At 72.6% G+C, this 25,781-nt stretch carries 15 protein-coding genes and 3 pseudogenes; 16 read left to right on the top strand and 2 right to left on the bottom strand.

Features of this window, described 5'->3' with window-relative positions; genetic code table 11:
• Window positions 1-80 precede the first annotated feature (80 nt).
• Window positions 81-617, bottom strand: coding sequence for an HNH endonuclease (locus GLX30_RS23265; RefSeq protein WP_159695201.1), 537 nt, complete (start codon window positions 615-617; stop codon window positions 81-83).
• A gap of 283 nt (window positions 618-900) precedes the next feature.
• Between GLX30_RS23265 and GLX30_RS23260 the strand changes: the two genes are divergently transcribed.
• From GLX30_RS23260 to GLX30_RS23195, 14 genes and pseudogenes are all read left to right on the top strand, one after another.
• Entirely contained in the window at window positions 901-1,971 is a 1,071-nt protein-coding gene (locus tag GLX30_RS23260; RefSeq protein WP_208545468.1) for a mechanosensitive ion channel family protein, read from the top strand.
• Between the two features lie 267 nt (window positions 1,972-2,238).
• Window positions 2,239-3,441: an ROK family transcriptional regulator gene (locus GLX30_RS23255; RefSeq protein ID WP_159691988.1), complete on the top strand. Its 1,203-nt coding sequence runs from the start codon at window positions 2,239-2,241 to the stop codon at window positions 3,439-3,441.
• Window positions 3,442-3,541: 100 nt separating this feature from the next.
• Window positions 3,542-4,888: an ABC transporter substrate-binding protein gene (locus tag GLX30_RS23250; protein WP_159691986.1), complete on the top strand. Its 1,347-nt coding sequence runs from the start codon at window positions 3,542-3,544 to the stop codon at window positions 4,886-4,888.
• Window positions 4,888-5,853, top strand: a complete 966-nt coding sequence (locus GLX30_RS23245; protein ID WP_159691984.1) for a sugar ABC transporter permease — start codon at window positions 4,888-4,890, stop codon at window positions 5,851-5,853. The genes GLX30_RS23250 and GLX30_RS23245 overlap by 1 nt, the downstream gene beginning before the upstream one ends.
• Before the next feature lie 12 nt (window positions 5,854-5,865).
• A complete protein-coding gene (locus GLX30_RS23240; protein WP_244258487.1) occupies window positions 5,866-6,771 on the top strand; it encodes a carbohydrate ABC transporter permease in 906 nt (301 codons plus the stop codon).
• 29 nt (window positions 6,772-6,800) lie between these two features.
• Window positions 6,801-8,066: a 6-phospho-beta-glucosidase gene (locus GLX30_RS23235; protein WP_159691980.1), complete on the top strand. Its 1,266-nt coding sequence runs from the start codon at window positions 6,801-6,803 to the stop codon at window positions 8,064-8,066.
• Window positions 8,057-9,064 carry a BadF/BadG/BcrA/BcrD ATPase family protein gene (locus tag GLX30_RS23230; RefSeq protein WP_244258264.1) on the top strand — a complete coding sequence of 336 codons (1,008 nt, stop codon included), beginning with the start codon at window positions 8,057-8,059 and terminating at the stop codon, window positions 9,062-9,064. Before GLX30_RS23235 ends, GLX30_RS23230 begins: the two co-directional genes overlap by 10 nt.
• A gap of 596 nt (window positions 9,065-9,660) precedes the next feature.
• Window positions 9,661-10,935, top strand: coding sequence for a hypothetical protein (locus tag GLX30_RS23225; protein ID WP_244258486.1), 1,275 nt, complete (start codon window positions 9,661-9,663; stop codon window positions 10,933-10,935).
• A gap of 11 nt (window positions 10,936-10,946) precedes the next feature.
• Window positions 10,947-11,969 carry a glutamate ABC transporter substrate-binding protein gene (locus tag GLX30_RS23220; protein ID WP_159691978.1) on the top strand — a complete coding sequence of 341 codons (1,023 nt, stop codon included), beginning with the start codon at window positions 10,947-10,949 and terminating at the stop codon, window positions 11,967-11,969.
• Window positions 11,970-12,058: 89 nt separating this feature from the next.
• Window positions 12,059-13,330 (top strand): annotated as a pseudogene (locus tag GLX30_RS23215) (hypothetical protein); the annotation flags it as partial.
• A gap of 64 nt (window positions 13,331-13,394) precedes the next feature.
• Entirely contained in the window at window positions 13,395-16,001 is a 2,607-nt protein-coding gene (locus tag GLX30_RS23210) for a serine/threonine-protein kinase (protein WP_159691976.1), read from the top strand.
• 32 nt (window positions 16,002-16,033) lie between these two features.
• Window positions 16,034-17,626: pseudogene (locus tag GLX30_RS23205) on the top strand (protein phosphatase 2C domain-containing protein); the annotation flags it as partial.
• A 180-nt stretch (window positions 17,627-17,806) separates the two neighbouring features.
• Window positions 17,807-19,164 (top strand): annotated as a pseudogene (locus GLX30_RS23200) (VWA domain-containing protein).
• A gap of 61 nt (window positions 19,165-19,225) precedes the next feature.
• Window positions 19,226-20,521, top strand: coding sequence for an FHA domain-containing protein (locus tag GLX30_RS23195; protein ID WP_159691974.1), 1,296 nt, complete (start codon window positions 19,226-19,228; stop codon window positions 20,519-20,521).
• Between the two features lie 117 nt (window positions 20,522-20,638).
• Here the strand turns inward: GLX30_RS23195 and GLX30_RS23190 are convergent, their stop codons facing one another.
• Entirely contained in the window at window positions 20,639-21,625 is a 987-nt protein-coding gene (locus GLX30_RS23190; RefSeq protein ID WP_159691972.1) for a methyltransferase domain-containing protein, read from the bottom strand.
• A gap of 108 nt (window positions 21,626-21,733) precedes the next feature.
• Here GLX30_RS23190 and GLX30_RS23185 point away from each other — a divergent pair, with 108 nt between their 5' ends.
• Both GLX30_RS23185 and GLX30_RS23180 read left to right on the top strand, forming a co-directional pair.
• Window positions 21,734-22,147 carry a globin gene (locus GLX30_RS23185; RefSeq protein WP_159691970.1) on the top strand — a complete coding sequence of 138 codons (414 nt, stop codon included), beginning with the start codon at window positions 21,734-21,736 and terminating at the stop codon, window positions 22,145-22,147.
• A 259-nt stretch (window positions 22,148-22,406) separates the two neighbouring features.
• Window positions 22,407-25,781 (top strand): ABC transporter permease, encoded by a 3,375-nt coding sequence (locus GLX30_RS23180; RefSeq protein WP_159691968.1) that lies wholly within the window; start codon window positions 22,407-22,409, stop codon window positions 25,779-25,781.

Here is a 25,781-nt window from a genome sequence, read left to right as displayed (position 1 = left end):
CTCGGCACCGGCGGGGCCGACCGAGCCGGCCCGTCCGGCGCATGAGGCCACCGGGCGGGAGCCCGGTGGGAGGGGACGCGCTACGCCGAGATGCCGTCGATGCGGGTGATCGCGTCGTCCGCGCCGTACGGCTGGAGGTAGGGCAGCCAGCGTGGATCGCGGTGGCCGGTTCCGATGATGCGCCAGGCGAGACCGCTCGGCGGGGCCGGCTGGTGGCGCAGGCGCCAGCCCAGTTCCCGCAGGTGACGGTCGGCCTTGACGTGGTTGCAGCGGCGGCAGGCGGCGACCACGTTGTCCCAGGCGTGCTGCCCCCCGCGACTGCGCGGAACGACATGGTCGACGCTGGTTGCGACGCCACCGCAGTACATACAGCGCCCGCCGTCGCGGGCGAAGAGGGCTTTGCGGGTAAGAGGAACGGGCCCCCGGTAGGGGACCCGCACGAACCGTTTGAGACGCACGACGCTGGGCGCGGCGATGACGCGGCTCTCACTGTGCATGAAGGCGCCGGACTCCTCGAGGCAGAGAGCCTTGTTCTCCAGGACGAGGACGAGCGCGCGGCGGAGCGGTACGACGCCGAGGGGCTCGTACGACGCGTTGAGGACCAGGACGTGCGGCACGGTGGATGCCTCCTTGTACGCCGGCGGCGCGTGGCTCGCGCCGGGACGATCTGCCATCAGTTTGTCCTCATGGCCGCTTCCTGCGCCACCACGTATGCGTAACGGGCTCGAGGTGTTTTCCGCCACAAGGGCGACGCCGGGTCCCCCACGCCGCCTGGGAGCCTCGCGCGGACCCCTTCAGGCGGCCCGGTGAGCCTCGTCTCTCGGCCGCGAAAGCCACCGGATCACACCGGATGCCCCGTTAGGGTTATTGGTCTCCCACCGCAAGCTGGAGGTTCCTCCTGTGACCGCCTTCTGGTCGTCCGCATTGCTGGACGCTGATCCCTCCCCCGGTCCCGTCACGCTCGACGAGGCCGCCCGGCGCGCCGAGAGCGCGGCAGGCTGGGTCGAGGAGAACTGGTCCACCTGGCTGAACACCGGACTGCGCATCACGCTGATCCTGATCGTCGCGCTGGTGCTCCGGATGCTGGTGCGCCGGGCACTGACGAAGCTGATCGCGCGGATGAACCGCTCGGCACAGGCCGTGGAGGGCACGGCGCTCGGCGGTCTGCTGGTCAACGCCGAGCGGCGCCGGCAGCGCTCCGAGGCCATAGGTTCGGTCCTGCGTTCGATCGCTTCGTTCCTGATCCTCGGCACCGCCGGCCTGATGATCCTCGGAGCGTTCCAGATCGATCTGGCGCCGCTGCTCGCTTCCGCGGGTGTGGCCGGTGTCGCGATCGGTTTCGGCGCGCGCAATCTCGTCACCGACTTCCTCTCCGGCGTCTTCATGATCATGGAGGACCAGTACGGGGTCGGGGACTCGATCGACGCGGGCGTCGCGTCGGGCGAGGTGATCGAGGTGGGGCTGCGGGTCACCAAGCTGCGCGGCGACAACGGCGAGATCTGGTACGTGCGCAACGGCGAGATCAAGCGGATCGGCAACCTGAGCCAGGGCTGGGCGACGGCCGCCGTCGACGTCACCGTCCGCTCCTCCGAGGACCTGGACCACGTCAAATCCGTCATCGGCGAGGTCGCGGACGATCTGGCGAAGGCCGAGCCGTGGAACGAGCAGCTGTGGGGCCCGCTCGAGACGCTGGGTCTCACCGAGGTGCTGCTCGACTCGATGACGTTCCGGGTCTCCGCCAAGACGATGCCGGGCAAGGCGCTGGGCGTCGAGCGCGAGGTGCGCTGGCGGATCAAGCGCGCCTTCGACGAGGCGGGCATCCGCATCGTCGGCGGTCTGCCCCAGCAGGCGGAGGAGTCCGTGCCGGACCCGACGGCGGGCATGGCGGCCCCGTCGGCCTTCTCATCCTCGGTCTCGCCGCAGTCGATGGCGGCGTCGCCGATACCGCCGCCGGCGAACCTCTCCAAGTAGACGTCCGGGCCGTCGGATCCCGGCGGGACCGGAGGCACGGTCCGCGGGTGATCCTCGGCCGTGCCGGGTGGTCCCGCGGCGATCGGTTCGGTCATCACTCGGGCAAGAAGCCCCCGTACAACGCCCCCTTCGGTAACGCTTTGGTTGCCCAGGGGGCGTTTGCCATTGACGTCGCCCGACGGGCGGCCTACTTTCGTCCCCACGGAATAGGAAACTTTCCTAACAGTCCAGGTCGAGAGGCCGGGCCGAGAGGCAGGTGCAAGCGTCGTGGCCGGAACCACGCCCGGTACCCCGCGCGTACTGCGCGCCATGAACGACCGGGCCGCACTCGATCTGCTGCTCGAGCACGGCACCCTCTCCCGGACCCGGATCGGCAAACTCACCGGGCTGTCGAAGCCCACCGCCTCCCAGCTGCTCGCCAGGCTGGAGGCCGCGGGGCTCGTCGTCGTCACCGGCACCACAGAGGGACGGCCGGGCCCCAGCGCCCAGCTGTACGCGATCAACGGCGGCGTGGCCCACGCCGCCGGTCTCGACGTCACCCCCGAGCGGATCCGCGCCGCCGTCGCCGACATCACCGGCGCGACCGTCGGCGAGTTCGAGCTGCCCACTCCGGGACGGCGCGCCGACAGCGTCGTACGGCAGGTGACCGACGCGCTCGAAGGAGCCGTCAAGGAAGCCGGGCTGACCCGCACGGACGTCCACCGCCTCGTCGTCGGCACCCCAGGCGCCTTCGACCCGTCCACCGGCCGACTGCGGTACGCGTCCCACCTGCCCGGCTGGCACTCCCCCACCCTGCTGGACGAGCTCGCCGCCGCCCTGCCGATGCCCGTCGAGTACGAGAACGACGTCAACCTCGCCGCCGTGGCCGAGCAGCGCCTCGGCGCCGCCCACGGTCACGACAACTTCGTCCTGCTGTGGAACGAGGAAGGACTCGGCGCTGCCGTCGTCATCGGCGGCCGGCTGCACCGCGGTTTCACCGGCGGCGCCGGCGAGGTCGGCTTCCTGCCCGTGCCCGGCACCCCACTGGTCCGCCAGGTGACCAAGGCCAACAGCGGCGGCTTCCAGGAACTCGCCGGCGCCCAGGCGCTGCCCCGGCTGGCCAGGGAGCTCGGCCTGGAGGACATCGGCAGCGGCCCGCACGCCGAGGTCGCGACCGCGCTCGTGGCGAGGGCCGCGGAGAACGACAGCGGACCGTACGGGGAACTGCTCGATGCCTTCGCGACCGGGCTGGCCACCGGTCTGGCCTCCATGGTGGCCGTGCTCGACCCGGAGCTGGTCGTCCTCTCCGGGGAGGTCATCGCGGCCGGCGGCGAGCCGCTGCGGACACGGGTGCAGGCGGAACTGACCGAGCTGGCCGCGTCCCGGCCGCGTCTCGTGCTCGGGGCCGTACGCCGGCATCCGGTGCTGCGCGGTGCGCTGGAGAGCGCGCTGGCCACCACCCGCGACGAGGTGTTCGACACCTCGCGCTGACCCCTGCGGGCCCTTCGCCCTTTGCCGTCGCGGGGCCCGCCCGTCCGCCCTTCGCTCTTCCTCTTTCCTTCCCCCGTCCTTGTCACAGGGAGGCACCGTCATGCCCAGGAACCGCCGGACCAAGGGCGCCGCGCTCGCCGCGACCGCCGCGACCGCCGCGATATCGCTTCTCGCCACGGCCTGTACGGGATCCGCAGAGAGCGGCGCCACGGACGACCCGAACGCGAAGACGACCCTCACCTTCTGGCACGGCTGGTCCGCGCCCGGCGAGGTCGCGGCGATCGAGGCCAACATCGACTCGTTCGAGAAGAAGCACCCCAACATCAAGGTCAAGGTCGTCAAGGGCATCACCGACGACAAGCTCAACCAGGCCCTGCGGGCGGGCGGTTCGAACGCGCCCGACGTGGTCTCGTCGTTCACCACCGACAACGTCGGCCGGTTCTGCTCCACCGACGCGCTCGCCGATCTGAAGCCGTTCCTCGAGAAGTCGAAGATTGATCCGGCGCGGACCTTCCTGCCGCAGATGGCCAAGTACACCGAGCACGAGGGCAAGCGCTGCGCCGTACCGCTGCTGGGTGACGCGTACGGCCTCTACTACAACAAGAAGGCCTTCGCGGAGGCCGGGATCACCGCACCACCCAAGACACTCTCCGAGTTCGACAAGGTCGCGGAGAAGCTCACCAAGAGCAAGGGCGACAGCTACCGGCAACTCGGCTTCATGCCGAACTTCCAGGGCTACGAGACGACGTTCGAGCACTACGCCTCGCAGTTCGGCGTCCGGTACTTCGACGCGGAGGGCAGGTCCGCCCTGGCCGGGGACCCGGCCGCCAAGGCCCTGTTCACCTGGCAGAAGAACCTGGCCGACAGGCTCGGCGGCTACAAGAAGCTGGAGAAGTTCCGCACCGGCCTCGGCGACGAGTGGGGACCCAAGCACCCGTTCCACACCGGACAGGTCGCCATGCAGCTCGACGGCGAGTGGCGCGGCAAGATGGCCCAGGACGCCGACCTGGACTTCGAGATCGGCGCGGCCCCCTTCCCCGTCCCGGACGACCGGGCCGCCGACTACGGCAAGGGCTACCTGTCCGGCACGATCCTCGGCATCGCGGGCGTGAGCAGGAAGCAGAACGCGGCCTGGGAGCTGGTGAAGTACCTCTCCACGGACACCGACGCGGTCGTCTCCTTCGCCAACGCCATCCACAACGTGCCGTCCACCATCGCGGCGCTGAAGTCCCCGAAGCTGAACAACGACCCGCTGTACCGCACGTTCGTGGACATCGCGCAGCACCCGAAGAGTTCCCACGCCCCGTCGTCCGTCAACGGAGGCGCGTTCCTGCTGACCGCCCAGGACCTCGGCGTGCGCTACGAGGCCGGCCGGGAGAAGGATCTCGACGCCGGCCTGAAGGAGACCGACGCCCAGGTCGACAAGGACAACGAGCAGGCACGCTGATGGCAGCCACCACCCTCCGCCCGCCGGCGAGCCGTGCGCTGCGGGCCAAGCACCGCAGGTCGGCGCTGCGCACGCTGGGCTTCCTGTCCCCCTGGCTGATCGGGTTCACGGTCTTCTTCGCCTACCCGCTGGTGTCGACCGTCTACTTCTCCTTCATGGAGTACGACGGATTCGCCCCGCCTGTGTGGGTGGGTCTCAAGAACTGGTCGTACGTCTTCAACGACTACGCCTTCTTCTGGCCGGCCCTGCGCAACACCCTGTGGCTGGTCGCCGTGATGGTGGCGCTGCGGGTGCTGTTCGGGCTCGGCGTCGGGCTGCTGATCACGAAGATCAAGACGGGTGCCGGGGTCTTCAGGACGCTCTTCTACCTGCCGTACCTGGCTCCGCCGGTCGCCGCGACCATGTCCTTCGTCTTCCTGCTCAACCCCGGTACGGGGCCCGTCAACACCATCCTCGAGTCCGTGGGGCTGCCCGCGCCCGGCTGGTTCACCGACCCCGCCTGGTCGAAGCCGTCGCTGACGATCCTGGCCCTGTGGTGCATCGGCGACCTGATGGTGATCTTCATGGCGGCGCTGCTCGACGTCCCCAAGGAGCAGTACGAGGCGGCGGAGCTGGACGGAGCCCGCGCCTGGCAGCGGTTCCGATACGTCACCTTCCCCAACATCTCGCCCATCGTGCTGTTCGCCGTGGTCACCGGAGTGATCGCGACCATGCAGTACTACACGGAGCCGCTCGTGGCGGCGAAGGTGGCGAGCGGGGTGATCGGCGGTTCGGGGCAGCAGTTCGAGCCCGGCTACCCGGACAGAACCACGCTGACCGTCCCGCAGACGATCTACAACCTCGGCTTCCAGCGCTTCGACACCGGCGCGGCCTGCGTGGTCGCCCTGGTGCTGTTCGCCCTGGCCATGGCCTTCACGGCGATCCTGATGCGGCGGCGCTCCGGCTTCATGTCGGCGGAGGACTGAACGATGACCACCATGACCCCGACCCCCGCCCGGGCCGCGTACGAGCCGGCCGCCCCCGGCCGGGGAGGCACCGCCGCCCGCCGGTCCGCACGGCGCCGAGCGACGCTGGAATGGATCGCCGTCCACTCGCTGGCGATCGCCGCCGCGTTGTTCTTCCTGCTCCCGTTCGTCTTCGTGTTCCTGACCGCCGTGATGAGCGACGACCAGGCCCTCACCCGCGACCTGTGGCCACACACCTGGGAGTGGGGCAACTTCGCCACCGTCTGGAACACCCCCGGTTTCCTGACCTGGTGGCGCAACACCCTGCTGTACGCCGGCCTCGGTACGGTGCTCGCCGTCGCGTCGAGCATCCCGGTGGCCTACGCGCTCGCCAAGTTCCGCTTCCGCGGCCGCAATCCGGCGATGATGCTGGTTATCGCGATGATGATGCTGCCGCCGCAGGTCGTCGTCGTACCGATGTACCTCTTCTGGGCGAAACAGCTGGACCTCGCGGGCACGCTGTGGCCGCTGATCATCCCCTTCGCCTTCGGCAACGCGTTCACCATCTTCCTGCTGCGGCAGTTCCTGCTGACCATCCCGAAGGAGTACACGGAGGCGGCCAGGATCGACGGCTGCGGCGAGTTCCGCACGATGGTGCGGATCGTGCTGCCGATGGCGAAGCCGGCCATCGCGGCGGTGGCCCTCTTCCACTTCTTCTACTGCTGGAACGACTACTTCGGCCCGCAGATCTACGCGTCGGAGAACCCGGCCGCCTGGACCCTCAGCTACGGCCTGGAGTCCTTCAAGGGCGCCCACCAGACCGACTGGAACCTCACCATGGCTGCCACGGTCATGATCATGGCACCGGTGATCGTCGTCTTCTTCTTCGCACAAAAGGCCTTCATCGAAGGCGTCACACTGACCGGAGTGAAGGGCTAGGCCCTGTCCGGACCGAGAAGGGCCCGTTCATGAAGCTCGCTGTAGTGGGGGGCGGTTCCACCTACACCCCCGAACTCATCGACGGTTTCGCGCGCATGCGCGACACCCTGCCGATCGAGGAACTCGTACTGATCGACCCCGCGGCCGACCGCCTCGAACTGGTCGGCGGTCTCGCCCGGCGCATCTTCGCCAAACAGGACCACCCCGGAAAGATCGTCACCACCTCCGACGTCGACGCGGGCGTCGACGGCGCCGACGCCGTGCTGCTCCAGCTGCGGGTGGGCGGGCAGGCCGCCCGCCAGCAGGACGAGACATGGCCGCTGGAATGCGGCTGCGTCGGCCAGGAGACCACGGGCGCGGGCGGCCTCGCCAAGGCGCTCCGCACCGTCCCCGTCGTCCTCGACATCGCCGAGCGGGTGCGCCGCACCAACCCCGACGCGTGGATCATCGACTTCACCAACCCGGTCGGCATCGTCACCCGGGCACTGCTGCAGGCCGGGCACAAGGCCGTCGGACTGTGCAACGTGGCCATCGGCTTCCAGCGGAAGTTCGCCGGACTGCTGGGCGTCGCGCCCGCCGACGTCCATCTCGACCACGTCGGGCTCAACCACCTGACCTGGGAGACCGCCGTCCGGCTCGGCGGCCCGGAGGGCGAGAACGTGCTGCCGCGGCTGCTCGCCGAACACGGTGACGCGGTGGCGGCCGATCTGCGCATGCCACGCGAACTGATCGACCGCCTCGGCGTCGTGCCCTCGTACTACCTGCGGTACTACTACGGCCACGACGAGGTCGTACGGGAGCTGCGGACGAAGCCGTCGCGGGCCGCGGAGGTCGCACAGATGGAGAAGCGGCTCCTCGAGATGTACGGGGACCCGCAGCTGGACGAGAAGCCGGAGCTGCTCGCCGAGCGCGGCGGCGCCTTCTACTCGGAGGCCGCCGTCGACCTCGCCGCCGCGCTGCTCGGCGGCGCCGGCTCCCCCTACCAGGTGGTGAACACGTACAACAACGGCACGCTCCCATTCCTGCCGGACGACGCCGTGATCGAGGTGCAGGCAGCAGTCGGCACCCAGGGGGCGACACCACTGGCGGTCCGCGAACTCGACCCGTTGTACGCGGGGTTGACCGCCAACGTCACGGCGTACGAGGACCTGGCGCTGGAGGCCGCGCTGCGCGGGGGGCACGACCGGGTCTTCAAGGCGCTGCTGTCGCACCCGCTGGTCGGCCAGTACGAGTACGCGCAGCAGCTCACCGAGCAGCTGATCGCGCACAACCGGGAGCACCTCGCGTGGGCCTGACCGATCTCTCCGGGCGGGGACCCACCGCCGGACCCGCCGGGACCGTCCTCGCCATCGACGCGGGGAACAGCAAGACCGACGTGGCCTTCGTCGACGCCGACGGCACGGTGCTCGCCTCCGGCCGCGGTCCCGGCTTCCAGCCGCCGAAGGTCGGCGTCCGGGCCGCGATCGACGCCCTGGCCGCCACGGTCGAGGAGGCCATGGCAGAGGGCGGCGTCACCGGGCAGGTCGAGCATGTGTCGGCCTGCCTGGCCAACGCCGATCTGCCGGTCGAGGAAAGGGAGTTGACCGCGGCTCTGTACGGGCGCGGCTGGGGGCGCAGCACACAGGTCCGCAACGACACCTTCGCCATCCTGCGGGCGGGGGTGGACGAGCCGCGGGGTGTGGCCGTCGTCTGCGGGGCGGGCATCAACTGCGTGGGCATGCTGCCCGACGGCCGCACCGCGCGCTTCCCCGCGCTCGGGAAGATCTCCGGCGACTGGGGCGGCGGCGCGGGCCTCGCGGAGGAGGCGCTGTGGTGCGCGGCACGCGCGGAGGACGGCCGCGGCGAGCCGACGGCGCTCGCCGACACCCTGCCCGCTCACTTCGGGCTGGACTCGGTGTACGCCCTGATCGAGGCGCTGCACCTGGGAGACGTCGCGGCCGTGCGCAAGCACGAACTGGCGCCGGTGCTCTTCGCGACGAGCGCCGCCGGTGACCTGGTGGCCAGGTCGCTGGTGCACCGGCAGGCGGAGGAGGTGGTGGCGATGGCGGCGGTCGCCCTGGACCGCCTCGGGCTGCTCGACGAGGAGGTGCCCGTGCTCCTCGGCGGCAGCGTGCTCGCCGCCCGTCACCCCGAACTCGACGGGCGCATCCGCGAACTGCTCGCGGCGAGGGCGCCGAAGGCCGTCGTCGAGGTGGTGACGGCAGCACCGGTACTGGGGGCGGCGCTGCTGGGACTGGACCACATCGGGGCCTCCGCCGGGGCGCGGGAGGCGCTGCGCGCCCACTACGCGTAGCGCGTCGCCAGGCACACGCCGCCGCCCGCTCCCCCTCGCCGGGGTGCGGGCGGCGCTCGGTGTGCCGAGGTGGGGGCGCGCTCGACGTCATGCGGTGCACGGGCGGCGCTCCGTGGGCCGCGGTGCGGGCGCACTGCGTGCCCTGCGGCACGGCGCGCTCCGTGGACGGGGTGCGGCGCGCTCCGTGGGCCGGCGTGCGCGGGCGGCGCCTTTCGGAACGGGGCTCGCGGGCGGCGCCTCATCTGCCCTTCCGGCGGCGGCGGGAGGGAACCGATCAAGGCCGGGAAGCGTATTCATGGTGGGGACATCACGGGGGAGGTCACGCTGAGGGGGGTGTCCGGCGTCCGCGCCGGTATCAAGATCGGGTCAATTGTGGTGTGAGGCGGTCCCCTGCGGCCATACTGCTGGCCGGGACCAGTCCCAGGACCCGCCGGGGGCGGGCCGACGTCAGCGACCAAGGGGGAGGTCACGTGACACACCCGCCGAATGTGCGCACAGCGCCTCAGTCGGCTCCGCCCCATGTGCCCGTACTCCCGCCCGCGCATGTACCGGACGGGCCGACGGGGCGCGGCGCCTGGGCCGAGGGCCGCCGGCGGCTGCGCGCCGCGGCGACGACGGAGCCGGGGCGGCTCCAGATCATCGGTGCCGTACTGGCAGCGCTGGTCGTGGCGTTCGGCGCGGTCACGGTGCTGGAGGTCTCCTCGCGCGCCACCGCCGCGGACGACGTGGTGACCCGCAGTCAGCCGCTCACCGCCGATGCCGCCTCCATCTACCGCTCGCTCGCCGACGCGGACACGGCGGCGTCCAGCGGCTTCCTGGCCGGCGCCGAGGAGCCGCGTGAGGTGGCCGAGCGGTACGACAGGGACATCGCGCTCGCCTCCCGTCTGCTCATCAAGGCCGCGACGAACGCCGGCAGTTCCAGCGAGTCCGGGCAGCAGATAGCCGAGCTGAACGAGGCGCTGCCGCGCTACACGGCCCTGATCGAGACCGCCCGTGCCAACAACCGGCTGGGCCGGCCGCTGGGCGGCGCGTATCTCCGCTTCGCCAACGAGCAGATGTCGCGGGACCTGCTGCCGGCCGCCCAGAAGCTGTACGACGCGGAGACGGCGCGGCTCCAGCAGGACGACGACGACGCCCGGTTCTGGCCCGTGCTGTCCACGGCGGCCGGGGTGGTGGCGATCGGAGCCCTCCTGTGGGCCCAGCGGCGCAACTACCGCCGCACGAACCGGGTCTTCAACCACGGCCTGCTCGTCGCGACGGCGGCGTCCACGGTGCTGCTGCTGTGGCTCGCGGTGGGGCACACCGTGGCGCGCACCCAGCTGACCGACGCCGACCGGCACGGCCAGCAGTCCCTCAGGGTGCTGGGCGACGCGCGGATCAACTCCCTGAAGGCCCGCGCCAACGAGAACCTGACGGTGGTGGCACGGGGCGCCGTGCTCACCGACGACGGCAAGAGCGACAAGTACGAGACGGACTACACCGCCGGCATGAACCGGCTCGGCGAACAGCTGCACCAGGCCCAGCGGCTGGCCGACGACAGCGCGGGCCGCGATCCCGTCGATGCCGCGGTCACGGCCGTGTCCGAGTGGCAGGAGCGCCACAAGGACGTCACCCGGACCGACCGGGCGGGCGACTACGACGGCGTGGTCCGCAAGGTCGTCGGCGCCAAGGGCTCCACGGGTGAGTCCTTCGACACGGTGGACGCGGCGCTGGAGAAGGCGCTGGCACACGAGCAGCGCGAGTTCACGGCAGCGGCGAAGGACGCACGGGGAGCGCTGTCGGGCCTGCCCCTCGGGGCGGCCGTGCTCGGTGTCCTCGGCGCGGCGGGCGCCGTGCTCGGCATCAACCGCAGGCTTTCGGAGTACCGGTGAGAGGGGGAGCGATGACGGACTCGGAAGCACGCCCGGGACGCCGGCGCACTCTGCGCGGCTGGGGCGGCGTCGCGGGGATGGCGGCCGCCTGCGCGCTGACCGCCGCCGTCACCCTGCTGCCGCTGTCCCACGGTGGTGACGTCCTGACACACGGCACCGGCCAGGGCGTGGCGTCCACCCTGCCCCTGAAGGACGACACCTGCGAGGACCCCGATGCCTCGCTCACCCCGTCGGGTGCCGACGGCCCCACGATCGCCGCTATCAAGGAGCGGGGCAAGCTGGTCGTCGGCGTCGACCAGAACAGCTACCGCTGGGGCTACCGCAATCCGGTCGGGGGCGGACTCGAGGGCTTCGACATCGACCTCGCCCGTGCCATCGCCGCCGACATCGTCGGCAGCCCGGACGCCGTCATCTTCCGCGCCATACCCACCAACCAGCGCATCGCCGCCCTGGAGAACGGCACCGTGGACATCGTGGTGCGCACGATGACCATCAGCTGCAGCCGTATCGAGCAGGTCGCCTTCTCCACCGCCTACTTCCAGGCGGGTCAGCAGGTGCTGGCGTCCAAGAGCTCGTCGATCACCGGCTACGACAAGTCGCTGACGGGTAAGCGGGTCTGCTCCGCGGAGGGCTCGACGGCGTACGAGGCGCTGGAGCGCGACAGCTTCGGCGCGACCTTCAAGGACGAGCACGACGGGCAGCCCGCGGACGAGGACCTCTACACGGTGCCCAACCAGCTGGACTGCCTCGTCAGACTCCAGCAGGGCCTGGTCGACGCGATCGTCACGGACAACGCCCTGGCGGCCGGCCAGGCGGCCCAGGATCCGGCCGTGGAGCTCAAGGGCGACGCTCCCTTCACCACCGAGTACTACGGAGTGGCCACCAAGCTCGGCAACGACGATCTGGTGCGCCGGGTGAACCAGGTGCTGGTCGAGTACCGCAAGGGCCCCTGGAAGAAGGCGTACGACAAGTGGCTCGCGGCGGACCTGCCGGGCATCACCGGACCGCCGCAGCCCAAGTACCGGGCCGGGTGAGCCCCGGGGGAGCGCGGGCACGGCCGGCACGAACGCACTGCAGGAACGACACGCACCACAGGCAGCGGGCAAGAACGGAGAGGTGATCGATGGGCGTCGCGGAACCCTTCCCCGGCCCCGCGGGGCGACCGCACGGGCCGGTGATGGACCGGGACGAGGTGGACCGTGCTCTGGCACGGCTCGGCGCCGAGCACGAGGCGGTGGAGACCTCGCTGCTGGCGTTGCAGGACCACGCGGGCCGCAGGCTGCTCGAAGGCGCGGAGCTGACGGGTGTGACCAAGGACCGCTGGGCGACCGCCGAGCAGCAGATCACCCTCCTCTGGGGCTACTTCGACGCCTACACCGCCGCGCTGAACGGCATCCGTGAGCTCCGCTCCCGCAGACGCTGGTCCAGCCGCGAGGATCTCGCGGAACTGACCGAGCGGCTGCGCGGCCGCAGCGTCACCGTGGCGAGCCAGGCCCACACCGCTCCCGGGATCACCGGACCGGCCAGGCTGTCCGAGGAGTTCACCCTCGAGGAACTCGTCGCCAGGATGAACGACCTCTACGCGGCGTCGCTGGACGTCGTGGTGACGGCGGACGCGGTCTGGTCGGCGCTGCCCGCCCGCATCGATCTGCTCTCCGCGGAGCTCCGGCGCACCCGTTCGCTCGCGCACTCCGTGGGCGTGCGGCCCGGGGAGCATCCCTCCGGCGACGAGCTGGAGTCCATCACCGAGGAGTTGTCCACACTGCGCGACCAGGTGGTGTCCGACCCGCTCGCCTTCTGGCGGCCCGGACCGGGCAGCGCGGCACCGGGGGGCGGCCGGCCCGACACCGACCGCTACGACCGGGCGGCCCGCGCCCTCGAGGACGTGCGCCGTGAGATCGAGGCGGTGCTCCAGGTCCGTCAGGACTCGGAGGAGCGGCTGATGCGGCTCCGCGACGTGCTCTCCCGCGCCGACCGGACGCTGACCGAGGCGCGGGCGGCGCGCGGCGAGGTGCTGGCGAAGATCGCCGCCTCCGAGGTGCCCGCCGTCAGCGGCCCGCCGACCGCGCTCCAGGAACGCCTCGCCACGGCCGCCGAGCACCGCAGGCACGCCCGGTGGCACCGTCTGTCGCCGCTGCTCGAGTCCCTGGAGCGCGAGGCGGAGGAGGAACTGATGCGTGCCCGCGAGTCGTTGACCGCCGTCACCGCGCCGCTCGCGGTGCGGGCGGAGCTGCGCGGCCGTCTCGACGCCTACAAGGCGAAGGTCGCACGACAGGGCTCGGCCGAGGACCCCCTGCTCATCGAGCGGTACGACGCGGCGCGCCGCATGCTGTGGAGCGCGCCGTGCGATCTGCGTGCAGCGGAGCAGGCGGTTCTGCGCTACCAGCACGCGGCGGTGGAGGCCCTGGCACAGCGACTGGACGGACCGGAGCCGGGGCCCAGCGACCGCAGGGGGATTCATGAGCGGGAACGACAACTGCCAGCGCCCCGGTTGCGCGGGCTCGTACGAGGACATGGGTGGCGGCGAGCTGTACTGCGACACCTGCGGGCTGGCCCCGGTCGTGTCACCCACCGGCATGGTGTCCTCGCCGGCCACCGGCGTCGCCGGCGGCGGCGGCCGGGACTCCTCGTCGGCGCGCAGCAGTTCCCGTGCCTCCTCGCGCTCGTCGTCGTCGCGTCGGTCGGTCTCCGGGCGGCTGTCGCTCTCCCTGACGGGGCAGTCCTCGGCCCGGTCGGTCTCCGTCCGCAGCTCCGGCGCGTCGGCAGCGTCGTCCGCCCGCAACCGGCTGGGCGCGGGGCTGGTGTCCGTGCCGGACGTCCCGCGGCCCGACCCTCGCGGCGCTGTCATGGCGAACCCTGAGGTGCCGGAGCGCAAGCGGTTCTGCTCGCGCTCCGACTGCGGCGCGCCCGTGGGGCGGGCACGTGGCGACCGGCCGGGACGCACGGAGGGCTTCTGCACCAAGTGCGGCCACCCGTACTCGTTCGTGCCGAAGCTGACCGGCGGCGACATCGTGCACGGCCAGTACGAGGTCGTTGGCTGCCTCGCGCACGGCGGCCTCGGCTGGGTGTATCTGGCCGTGGACCGGGCGGTGTCGGACCGGTGGGTGGTGCTCAAGGGCCTGCTCGACACCGGCGACCAGGATGCCATGGCGGCCGCGATCTCGGAGCGGCGCTTCCTCGCCGAGATCGAGCACTCCAACATCGTCCGGATCTACAACTTCGTCGAGCACCTCGACCAGCGCACCGGCTCCCTCGACGGGTACATCGTCATGGAGTACGTGGGCGGCAAGTCCCTCAAGGAGATCGCCAACGAGCGGCGCGGCCCTGACGGCCGACGCGACCCGCTGCCGGTGGAGCAGGCGTGCGCCTACGGCATCGAGGCGCTGGAGGCGCTCGGGCATCTGCACAGCAGAAACCTTCTGTACTGCGACTTCAAGGTCGACAACGCCATCCAGCAGCAGGACCAGCTCAAGCTGATCGACATGGGCGCGGTCCGCAGGATGGACGACGACGAGTCCGCCATCTACGGCACCGTCGGCTACCAGGCGCCGGAGGTCGCGGAGGTCGGCCCGTCGGTGGCCTCGGACCTGTACACGGTGGCGCGGACGCTGGCCGTACTGACGTTCGACTTCCAGGGCTACACGAACGTGTTCGTGGACTGCCTGCCGGATCCCGACAACATCGACGTCTTCCGGACGTACGAGTCCTTCTACCGGCTGCTGGTGCGGGCCACCGACCCGGACCCGGGGCGGCGGTTCGCCTCCGCGCAGGAGATGGCCGAGCAGCTGACGGGGGTGCTCAGGGAGGTCGTCGCGATACAGACGGGCCGCCCGCGCCCCGCCGTGTCGACGCTGTTCGGTCCGGAACTGCGCGTGACGGACACGGAGTTGTTCGCCGAGCAGACCGAGGACGTGTCCAGGCTGGGCCCGCGCGACGCGATGCGCGGCGGGCGAGCGGCGGGGGGCACGGCCGAGGCGCCCGCGCGACTGCCGTCCGCAGCGGGCCCCGCCGGGTATGCCGGCGCCCCTGCCCCGTACGGGGCGGTCCCGGCACCCCGTGCGCCGGGCCGGCCGCTGCCGGGCGTCGTGCCCGCGGGCCGGGCAGCGCCGGACACGGACTCCGCGCCGCATCTCGCCGTGCTCGACACCGGGGCGGCGTCGCTGGCGCTGCCGGTGCCCCGCGTCGATCCGAACGACCCGAACGCGGGTTTCCTCGCCGGGCTGATGGCCTCCGCCCCCGCCGAGCTGATCGCCGCACTGCACACAGCGGCGGCCGGTTCTCCGGAGACGCGGCTGCGTGAACTGCGTGCCCGTCTGGAGATGGGCGACCTGACGGCCGCGACGACGGCGCTCGCCACCATGGAGCAGCAGCAGCCCGACGACTGGCGGGTGGTCTGGTACCGGGGTGTCACCTCGCTGGTGACCGGCGACCACCAGGCGGCGGCGCTGTCCTTCGACGCGGTCTACGACGCGTTCCCCGGCGAGCCGGCGCCCAAGCTGGCCCTCGGCCTGTGTGCGGAGGTGCTCGGCCAGTTGGACAACGCGGCGGAGTACTACCGTCTCGTGTGGACGACCGACCCGAGCCATGTGAGCGCAGCGTTCGGGCTGGCCAGGGTCCAACTCGCGGCCGGTGACCGCGCGGGAGCCGTACGGACGCTGGAGTCGGTGCCGGAGGCATCGATCCACTACACGGCCGCACGGGTTGCCGCCGTCCGGGCGAGACTCCGTCGGCGCGCCGTGCACGAACCGCTGCTGGACGACCTGTCGGCGGCTGCCTCGCAGGTCGCCGCCCTCGCGGGCTTCGGTCTGGACGCCGTGCGGCGCGAGCGGTTGTCCACAGAGGTACTCGGCACGGCGCTGGACTGGGTACTCTCCGGAAGTCCCGGAAGCGGGCCGTCCGTTCCGCACGCACCGAGCACACTGCTCGGCAGCACGCTGGACGAACGCGGTCTGCGCTTCGGGCTGGAACGCTCCTACCGGGTGCTCGCCCGGCTCGCCCAGCGCGGCGAGGAGCGCATAGAGCTGGTGGAGCGGGCGAACCGCTACCGCCCCCGGACGTGGGTGTGATTGATGGCGCAGAAGCACCGGCCGGATGCCGGATCGACCTGCCCCGGCTGCGACGAACCTCTGGAGCCGGGTGACCGGTTCTGCGGGGCGTGCGGCTACGACCTGTCGGCCGTGCCCGCCGTGCCGCAGGACCGCCCGACCGTGGCCATCGGCACGCCCGTCGAATGGCCGGCGGCCACCGGCACCGACACGATGGGCACCCCGACGCCGACGCAGCGCGCCGCGGACGTGCCGGGCACCGACTCCGACGGCGGCGAACTGCCGCCGACGGGCACGCCCGGCGCCCCCGCCTCCGAGGCGGCCACCGCACGTGGCAGCGGCGTGCCGGGTGCGACCGCACCAGGTGCCGACGCGCCGGGAGCATCCGTACCGTCGCAGCCCGCGCACGGCACGGCCGCCGGTGCGCCCGGCTCGCCCGCGCCCGCATCCACTCCCGCCGAATTCGGTACGGACGCCGGGAGTCACGGCCATGAGCGTCCTGGCACCGGGACCGCCGGCCAGGCCCCCAGGGCCACGGGACGGCCGCGCCCGGCGCGGGCGCCGCGGACCCGGTCGCCGGAGCGGGGCAGCCCGCCTCCGGTGTGCGGTTCGACGACCCGCCGTCCGGCGACTTCGAGCTCGCCGCGCCCGCACCGGGAGCCGCACCCGACCCCCGGGCGCCGGCCGCACCGCCGGCAGCCGCCGCGCCGTCCGGCACCAAGCTCTGCGTGGCCTGCCGGGCCGGCCGGGTCGACACCGACGGCTACTGCGAGAACTGCGGTCACGCCCAGCCCCGCGAGCGCGACCACATGGAGCAGGAGCTCGGTCCGGTCGCCGCGGTCAGCGACCGGGGTCTGCGGCACCACCGCAACGAGGACTCGTTCGCCGTCTCCGCCACCGCCCTGCCGGACGGCTCACCGGCCGTCGTCGCGGTCGTCTGCGACGGTGTCTCCTCGGCGACCCGCCCCGACGAGGCGTCGGCCGCCGCCGCGAGCGCCGCCAACGAGCGGCTGCTGGCCGCGCTGCCCCTGGGCACGCACCCGCAGCAGGCCATGCACGAGGCGATCGTGGCGGCCTCCGAGGCGGTCAACTCCCTGGCCGGGCAGCCAGAGCAGGTGCCCGGTGAGGAGCACCGCCACCAGAACGCGCCCGCCTGCACGATCGTCGGAGCCGTGGCGGCCGGCGGCCTGCTGGTCGTCGGCTGGGTCGGTGACAGCCGCGCCTACTGGGTCCCCGACGACCGTTCGGGGCCGCCTGCCCGGCTCACCGAGGACGACTCCTGGGCGGCGCAGATGGTGGCGGCGGGCCTGATGAACGAGGCGGAGGCCTACGCGGACGAGCGCGCCCACGCGATCACGGGATGGCTCGGCGCCGACGCCTACGAACTCGAGCCGCACACCGCTGCGTTCAAGCCGGACCGTCCCGGCGTGGTCGTGGTGTGCACCGACGGCCTGTGGAACTACGCGGAGGGCGCGGAGGAGATGGCCCGCGCCGTTCCCGTGGACGCGGCGGAACGTCCGCTGCACAGCGCCCAGATGCTCGTCGGTCACGCTCTCGACGGCGGCGGCCACGACAACGTAACAGTGGCGGTCCTGCCGTTCGCCGTACCGCGTCAAGGGGCAGGATCGGCTCAGGACATGGCCTGATACGACCCTTCGCGGCCGCCGCTCCCGTCGGCGGCCACCCGGCAAGCCTCCGCCACCCGGCGGCCGCCTCGACCCGCAACCGTCCGCTGTCCCTGCCGCCTTCGCACGACCCGTCGCCCTGGCTGCCGCTCCGCCGCAGCCAGGTGGAGCGCCGTGCGGAGCCCACAAGGAGCCGATCAGATGGCTGTTTTCGCCAAGTCCCAGGTGCCGCAGTTCTCGGTGGACGTGTACCAGAACGAATACCTGCCCGAGGGCGGCCGAGAGGTCAACGCGATCGTCACGGTCACCTCCACCGGGGGCGGCACCACCGGGGCGCCCCGCTGCACGGAGCGTCCGCCTCCGCTGCCGCCGTGCCGGACCAGGGGCCCGCCGCCGGCGTCGTGATCATGGTGGACTGCTCCGGCTCGATGGAGTACCCGGCGACGAAGCTGCGCAACGCACGGGAGGCGACGGCCGCGGCCGTCGACACGCTGCGCGACGGCGTCGCCTTCGCGGTGGTCGCCGGCACGCACAAGGCGCTCGAGGTCTATCCGGGCGGCGGCCGGCTGGCCGTCGCCGACCCGGCCACCCGCGCACAGGCGAAGGAGGCGCTGCGAACTCTCACCGCCGGCGGCGGCACCGCGATCGGTACCTGGCTGCGGCTGGCCGACCGCCTGCTGTCCTCCTCCGACGCGGCGATACGGCACGGCATCCTGCTCACCGACGGACGCAACGAGCACGAGTCGCCGGAGGACCTGCGGGCCGCCCTCGACTCCTGCGCGGGCCGCTTCACCTGTGACGCCCGGGGAGTCGGCACGGACTGGGAGGTCAAGGAGGTCACCGGCATCGCGTCGGCGCTCCTGGGCACGGCCGACATCGTCGCAGACCCCGGCGGCCTTGCCGCGGACTTCACCAGCATGATGGAGAACGCGATGGGCAAGGAGGTCGCGGACGTGGCACTGCGGCTCTGGACCCCCGTCGGCGTGGAGATCAAGTTCGTCAAGCAGGTCGCGCCGACCGTGGAGGACCTCAGCGGGCGGCGCACGGAAGCCGGTCCCCGTGCGGGCGACTATCCGACCGGATCATGGGGCGACGAGTCCCGCGACTACCACATATGTGTGCAGGTGCCGGAGGCCGCGATCGGCCAGGAGATGCTGGCGACGCGGGTCTCGCTGATCGTTCCGGCGGCCGACGGCGGCGCCCCCGCCGTGCTGTCGCACGGGCTCGTGCGGGCGGTCTGGACGGACGACATGGCAGCGTCCACGTCGATCAATCGGCAGGTGGCGCACTACACGGGCCAGGCGGAACTGGCGCAGGTCATCCAGCAGGGGCTCGAAGCCCGCAAGGCGGGTGATGTGGGCGGGGCGACCGCGAAACTGGGCCGCGCGGTGCAGCTCGCGGCGCGCTCCGGGAACGAGGACACCGCCAAGCTGCTTTCGAAGGTGGTGGACGTCGTCGATGCGGCGACAGGTACTGTGCGACTGAAGGCGAAGGTCGCGGACGCGGACGAGATGACGCTCGAAACGCGCTCCACGAAGACGGTTCGCGTCAAAAAGTAAGCACGTACGAACACGAGTGAACGGCCCTCGGGGCCGGATGAGGAGAGGGGGACGCGCCGACATGCCGACCTGCCCGAACGGACACCAGTCGGGTTCCGACGACTGGTGCGAGGTCTGCGGCCACCGCATGGCTCCTCCCGGTGCTCCCGCGGGTGCCGTACCGCCGCCTCCACCGCCGCCGCCCGGCTACGGCTATCCCGGCCCGGCCGATCCGAACGCCACGGCCCAGGCGGAGCTCTGCCCGCAGTGCCGCACCCCGCGCGAGGCCATGGCCCCGTTCTGCGAGGAGTGCCGCTACAACTTCCTCACGCACACGGCGACGTCGTACACGCCCGTGGCACCGCCGCCGCAGCAGCAGGGCGGCCTGAACCTCCCGCCCGGTTTCCAGTCGCAGCCGGGCCCGCCCTGGCCGCCGGCGCAGCACGGAGCTCCGCCGCCGCCTCCGCAGCAGCAGCGTGACCCGTTCGAGTACCAGGGCTCGCGGCCCTCGCAGATGAACCGGCCTGCCGAACCGCTGGGGCAGGAGCCGCCCGGTCACCAGCAGCACCAGCAGCCGCACCAGCAGCAGCACCAGCAGCAGCAGCAGCCGGGCGCCTTCCAGCAGCAGGGCGGTCCGCCGCCCCCGCCGTCGCCGTTCCAGCAGCAGTCCGGTCCCCCGGCGCCGCCCGCGTTCCAGCAGCAGCCGGGACCGCCCGCGCCGCCCGCGTTCCAGCAGCAGCAGTCCGGTCGACCCGCGCCGCAGCCCCAGCAGACCGGTGGCGGCGACGACTGGATGCTGCCGCCGCCCTCCCGGACCCAGTCGCCCCCACCTCCGCCGGGGCACCAGGGGCCGCAGGGACATCAGGGTCCGCCGCCGTTCCCGCAGCAGTCGATGCCGCCGCAGCACCAGCAGGGCCCGGGCATGCAGGGCATGCACCCGGGGCAGCAGCCTCCTCAGCAGCAGGCCGCCCCGGCGGGATGGACGGCCGTGGTCGGCCCGGACCGTGAGTACTTCATGGCGATGATGCAGCGCAGCGGCCCGGAAGCCACCGGTCTCAATCTGCCTGCTTACTCTCCCGAGCAGCATCTGCCGCTCACCGGGGGCCAGATCACCATCGGCCGCCGCAGGCAGTCGACGGGCGAGTCGCCGGACATCGACCTGTCGGTGCCCCCGGAGGACCCGGGTGTCTCGCACCAGCACGCGGTGCTGGTGCAGCAGCCGGACGGGTCCTGGGCGGTCGTCGACCAGAACTCGACCAACGGCACCACGCTCAACGGCGCGGAGGACCCGATCCAGCCGTACGTCCCGATCCCGCTGAACGACGGCGACCGGGTGCACGTCGGCGCCTGGACGACGATCACCGTCCGCCGCGGCTGAGCGACCCCGCAGCGGGGGCCTCACCGCGCCGGACGGCGATCCTGCCGACAGGCATGAATACGTGGTGCCCGGCGTGAGCGTTCAACCGCGGCACGGGAGTCGGTGACGACCGCGCGTTCAGTCGCCGGGCGGCCCGAGGGGCCAGACGTAAGGCCCCTCGGGATCGTCCAGCCAGGCCCACTGCCGGCCGGCGCCGACGGTGACCCCGAAACGGTTGCGCTCCGGGCGGTGCTCCCCGTACCACAGGGCGAGCGCCTCTTCCGGGTCGAGGCTCCCCGCGGTCAGGCTCAGCATGAAGCGGAACAGGTCGTTCTCGACCGCGCTCCCGGACAGTCCGCCGGTCCCCGGCTCCTCGGGCACGGCCGTGCCGCGCAGCGGCACGAAGTACGCCGATGTGCGCAGGAAGCGGCCCTCCGCCGTGCGGCCGCCCGCGTCGTGACGGACCCGCAGGGCAATGATCCCGGTGGACAGCGGCGCGACGATCCGTGCGCCGTCGCGGCACTGGGCGGGCCAGGCGTAGGGCACCGCCGCCAGGGTGCAGGTGGCGATGACGCGATCGAAGGGGGCGCGCTCGGGGCAGCCACGGGCGCCGTCGCCGGTGACGACCCTGGGGTGGTACCCGGCGGCCGAAAGATGTGCGCGGGCGGAGTCGGTGACCTCCGGATCGAGGTCCATCGTCGTCACGGCGGCGTCGCCGAGCCGGTGCGCCAGCAGCGCGGCGTTGTAGCCGGTGCCCGCCCCGATCTCGAGGACCTGGTTCCCGTCGGTGACCTCGAGCACGTCCAGCATCAGGGCCATGAGGGAGGGCTGGCTGCTCGACGACAGCAGTTCCCCGTCTCGCAGGCGGGTGGCCAGCGGCTCGTCCGTGTAGGCGCCGCGCAGCCAGCGGGCGCGCCGGCCGGGGTCGGGGTCCTCGCGCCACAGGCGTTCCCACGCTCCGGCCCGGGGTGTGAAGTAGTACGGCACGAACAGGTGCCGCGGCACCTCTTCGAACGCCGCCCGCCAGGCCGGATCGGCCGGCCGGCCGTCGGCAACGATGTCGCGCACCATCGCCCGCCGCGCTTCGGTGGCGGCCTCGGCGAATCGATCCCCGGTCTGACCCATATGTTCACTTTGCTGCGTGGATGCACACGAGGCGAGCCTCCATGCCGGGGCTGCGTGGAGTCTCAGGGGTCCCCAGGGCTTCGGCCCTGGGCGGGTCGGTCTGAGAGCATGGGGAGCGTGAATGAGATTCGGCGCGGGACGCTTCAGGAGCAGACCTTCTACGAGCAGGTCGGCGGCGAGGAGACTTTCCGGCGCCTCGTGCACCGCTTCTACGAGGGCGTTGCCGAGGACCCGCTGCTGCGGCCGATGTACCCGGAGGAGGACCTCGGGCCGGCCGAGGAGCGGCTGACGCTCTTCCTGATCCAGTACTGGGGCGGACCGCGCACCTACAGCGACAACCGCGGCCACCCCCGGCTCCGGATGCGTCATGTGCCGTTCACGGTCGACAGGGCGGCCCACGACGCCTGGCTCAAGCACATGCGCGCGGCGCTGGACGAGCTGGGTCTCGCCGAGGAGCACGAGCGGCAGCTGTGGGACTACCTGACGTACGCCGCCGCCTCGATGGTGAACGCCCCGGACTGATCCGCTTCCCCCGCCGGGGAGGTCCTCGCACGGACCGATCCGCTTCCCGAGCCGGGGAGGCCCTCGCACGTCGCGCGTCCCGCCGACCCTCCTAAGCCTTGGCGCCCGAACGGAATCCGGAACTCCGTGGCCGGATAACGGTCACGATCGGATGAAGGTCGGGGTGCAAGCGGTTTCCACGGACCCGTGTGCTCTGAAAGCATCCATGGACGGTGGGCGTCGGGGGCGCCGGCAGATACCGCTGCGGGGTGGGGGACGGGTGACGGGGTTCGTACTACTGCGCGTCAGGGCGCACCGGCTGCTGCTTGCCGCGGCTCTCCTGGCGGTTCTGCTCACGACCTGTGTCCTCGCCTCGCTCGCCGCCTTCTCAGGTTCCGTCGGGAACGCCGCGCTGTGGCAGACCCTGGCCGGGCGGGACGCGGCCGCCGCAGCGCTGACCGTCACCGCCAAGATCCCGCCGGAGCGCCGCGAGGCGGCGGAGGAGGCCGTCGTCCGAGGGGCCGAGCGGTCCTTCGACGGACTGCCCGTGACGGTGCACAGGCTCGAACGCTCGGGGACGTACGCTCTCCCGCGGTCCCTCCAGGACCCGGAGGCGCGCAAGGACGAGCCCGACCTCACCCACTTCGCCGCTCTCGACGAGAGCCGGGTCACGATGGTGTCCGGTACCCGTCCGGGCCCCGCCGACGCCGGGGTGGTGCCGGTCGCCCTGCCGGAAGTCGCCGCGAAGCAGCTGGACCTGAGGCCCGGCGCACGCCTCACCCTCACCGACCGGCTCTCCGACAAGCCGATCACCGTCCGGCTGACCGGCCTCTACCGGCCGGCGGACGCCAACGATCCGTATTGGCAGCTCGACAGCCTCGGCGGCCGTGGCGTGCGGTCCCTGGTCTTCACCACGTACGGTCCGCTCCTCGCCCATCCCTCGGTCCTCGCCTCCGACCGTGTCGCCTCCGGAGACGTCGCGTGGCTGGCCACCGCCGACTTCCGCACCGTCACCACCGAGCGCATCGGCGCGTTGCGCGCCACGGCGACGAGCGGCCCCCGATCGCTGGCCAAGGACCCGGCGTTCGCGTCCGGCGCGACGGTGCGCACCTCCCTGCCGACCGTGCTGGCCCAGAGCGAGCGGGCCCTGCTGGTCGCCCGCTCCACCCTGATGATCGTCGCCGTGCAGCTGGTACTGCTCGCCGCGTACGCACTGCTGCTGGTGGCCCGGCTGCTCAGTACCGAGCGGACCGGCGAGACCGATCTGCTGCGCGCCCGCGGCGCGTCACGCCGGCGCATCATCTCGCTCGCCGCCGTCGAGGCCCTGCTGCTCGCCCTGCCGGCGGCGCTCTGCGCGCCTCTGCTGTCGGGGCCGTTGACGCGACTTCTGGCCGAGCACTCCACGCTCGCCAGGAGCGGACTGCGGCTCGGCGAGGCACCGACGGCGCAGGTGTGGCTGGTGGCCGCGGGGGTGGCGGTGTGCTGCGCGGCGGCTGTCGTGGCACCCGCGCTGGCCGCGACCTCCGGCGCGCTGCGGCTGCGGCGCGGCCGCGGCGGCACGCTGCCCGCTCCGGTTCGGGCCGGTGCGGACGTGGGGCTGCTGGCCGTCGCGGCGGTCGCCTACTGGCAGTTGGACCGGCAGACCGGTTCCTCGGGCGGTGGGGCGATCAGCGGTGACCGTGAGGGAGATCTGGGCATCGACCCCCTCCTGGTCGCGGCACCCGCGCTGGCCCTGCTGGCCGGCACGGTCCTGACGCTGCGTCTGCTGCCGCCGGCGGCCCGGCTCGCCGAACGCCGCGCCGCCGGCGGCCGGGGCCTGCCCGCCGCCCTCGCCGGCTGGCAGTTCAGCCGCCGGCCGCTGCGCGGCGCCGGACCGGTGCTGCTGCTGGTGCTCGCCGTGGCGATGGGCATGCTGGCGATCGGACAGAGCGCATCCTGGGACCGGTCGCAGAGCGACCAGGCCGACTTCAGGGCCGGAGCGTCGGTACGGGTGGTGAACAGCGGCGCGGGCCGGCCGGGCGACATCGGCCTGTACGCGTCCCTCCCCGGCGTCCGCGAAGCCGCTCCCGCCCACCGCGCTCCCCTGGGGCTCTCAGGCAACCGGACCGCGACCGTGCTCGCGATCGACACCGCCCGTGCCGACGAGCAGCTCCTGCTGCGGGACGATCTCGCGGACGAGCCGCCCGGCCCGCTGCTCGCAGAGTCCACCGCCGCTAAGCGGGCCCGCCCCGGCGTGCTGCTGCCCGACGACGCCCGCCGGCTCACCCTCGACCTGAGGATCACCGAAGAGAAGGCCGCCGCAGGTGCGTCGCCCTCCCGGCTCACGCCGCAGGTCACCGTCATCGTCGAGGACCGCTACGGTCTGGCCTACCGGATGAGCGCCGGCAAGGTGGCCGCCGACGGCCGCGTCCATCCGGTGATCCTCGACCTCGACGAGTCCTCCCCCGGAGGACGCACCGCCCCGGCCGGTCCGCTGGCCCTGACCGGGCTGCGGCTCGACGGCGCGATCCCGGACGGCCCCGCCACGGCGCACCGCCTGAGCGTCGACCGGCTGAGCACCACGGGCGCCGACGGGACCTCGCGCACCGTCTCGGCAGGTCAGGACCCTCGCTGGGAGGGCAGTTACACCGAGATCCAGGCCGGCGAGCCCGGGACGCCCAGGCCGCTCCGCCCCGCCGCCTCCGGTTCCCGTCTGCTGGACCTCGGATACGGCATCGGACCTGACCCAAGGGCCGTGGACTCGTGGGGCCGGCTCGTCCGCTCGGAGTTCAGCATCCTCGTCACCGCCGCGCGGCCGGCACGGCCGCGGCAGATCGCCGCCGTCGCCACGGACGAGTTCCTGCGCGCGGCCGGAGCGAAGCGTGGCGACGTCATCGACGTGATGCTGTCGGGCGAGTCGCTGCGGGTGAGGATCGCCGGGACGGTGCGCGCGCTGCCGACGACCGGACCGGGCGCCACCGCCGCGACCGTCGCCGCGGACGGCGAAGGAGCGGCCACCGACCAGCAGGATGCCGACGGCGGAGCCCTGCTGCTGGACCTGCCCACGATCAACACCGAGATCGCCGCCCGGGGAGGTTCGTCGCTCACGCCCACCGAATGGTGGCTGAGCACCGAGCCGGGCAAGGCCGGCGAGGTCGCGCAGGCTCTGCGCGACCGCCCCGCCGCCGACCCCGGTCAGGTGCTCGTACGCGACGAGGCCGCGGACGAACTGCTCGGCGACCCGCTCGGCGCCGGGCCGCGCTCCGCGTTGATGGCGGTGGCTCTGGCCGCGGCGGCACTCGCCGCGGTGGGCTTCGCCGTCAGCGCGGCCGGTTCGCTGCGGGAACGGTCCGCCGAACTCGCCGTACTGCGCGCGCTCGGCGCACCGCGCCGCCAGCTCGCCCGGCTGGTCGCGGCCGAGCAGACCCTGCTGATCGGCATCGCGCTGCTGGTGGGCATCGGCCTGGGTGCCGTACTGACCCGGGCCGTCGTGCCGCTGATCGTCCTGACCGGGCAGGCGACGAAACCCGTTCCCGATGTGCTGATCGAACTGCCCGTGGGCCAGGTGGGGCTGCTCCTCGCGGGTGTCGCCGCGCTGCCGCTTCTGATCGTCGCCGTCATCGCCCTCCGTCGCGCGGATCCCGCGGTGACTCTGCGCCACAGGGGGGACAACTGA

The sequence above is a fragment of the Streptomyces sp. Tu 2975 genome (assembly GCF_009832925.1).
Lineage (GTDB): Bacteria > Actinomycetota > Actinomycetes > Streptomycetales > Streptomycetaceae > Streptomyces.
This window is presented reverse-complemented; position numbering and strand designations above follow the sequence as displayed.

Coding starts and splice junctions, on each gene's coding strand:
- GLX30_RS23250 (WP_159691986.1), top strand. CDS start 3,542: ATGCCCAGGAACCGCCGGACCAAGGGCGCCGCGCTCGCCGCGACCGCC.
- GLX30_RS23245 (WP_159691984.1), top strand. CDS start 4,888: ATGGCAGCCACCACCCTCCGCCCGCCGGCGAGCCGTGCGCTGCGGGCC.
- GLX30_RS23240 (WP_244258487.1), top strand. CDS start 5,866: ATGACCCCGACCCCCGCCCGGGCCGCGTACGAGCCGGCCGCCCCCGGC.
- GLX30_RS23235 (WP_159691980.1), top strand. CDS start 6,801: ATGAAGCTCGCTGTAGTGGGGGGCGGTTCCACCTACACCCCCGAACTC.
- GLX30_RS23220 (WP_159691978.1), top strand. CDS start 10,947: ATGACGGACTCGGAAGCACGCCCGGGACGCCGGCGCACTCTGCGCGGC.
- GLX30_RS23210 (WP_159691976.1), top strand. CDS start 13,395: ATGAGCGGGAACGACAACTGCCAGCGCCCCGGTTGCGCGGGCTCGTAC.
- GLX30_RS23195 (WP_159691974.1), top strand. CDS start 19,226: ATGCCGACCTGCCCGAACGGACACCAGTCGGGTTCCGACGACTGGTGC.
- GLX30_RS23190 (WP_159691972.1), bottom strand. CDS start 21,625: ATGGGTCAGACCGGGGATCGATTCGCCGAGGCCGCCACCGAAGCGCGG.
- GLX30_RS23185 (WP_159691970.1), top strand. CDS start 21,734: ATGGGGAGCGTGAATGAGATTCGGCGCGGGACGCTTCAGGAGCAGACC.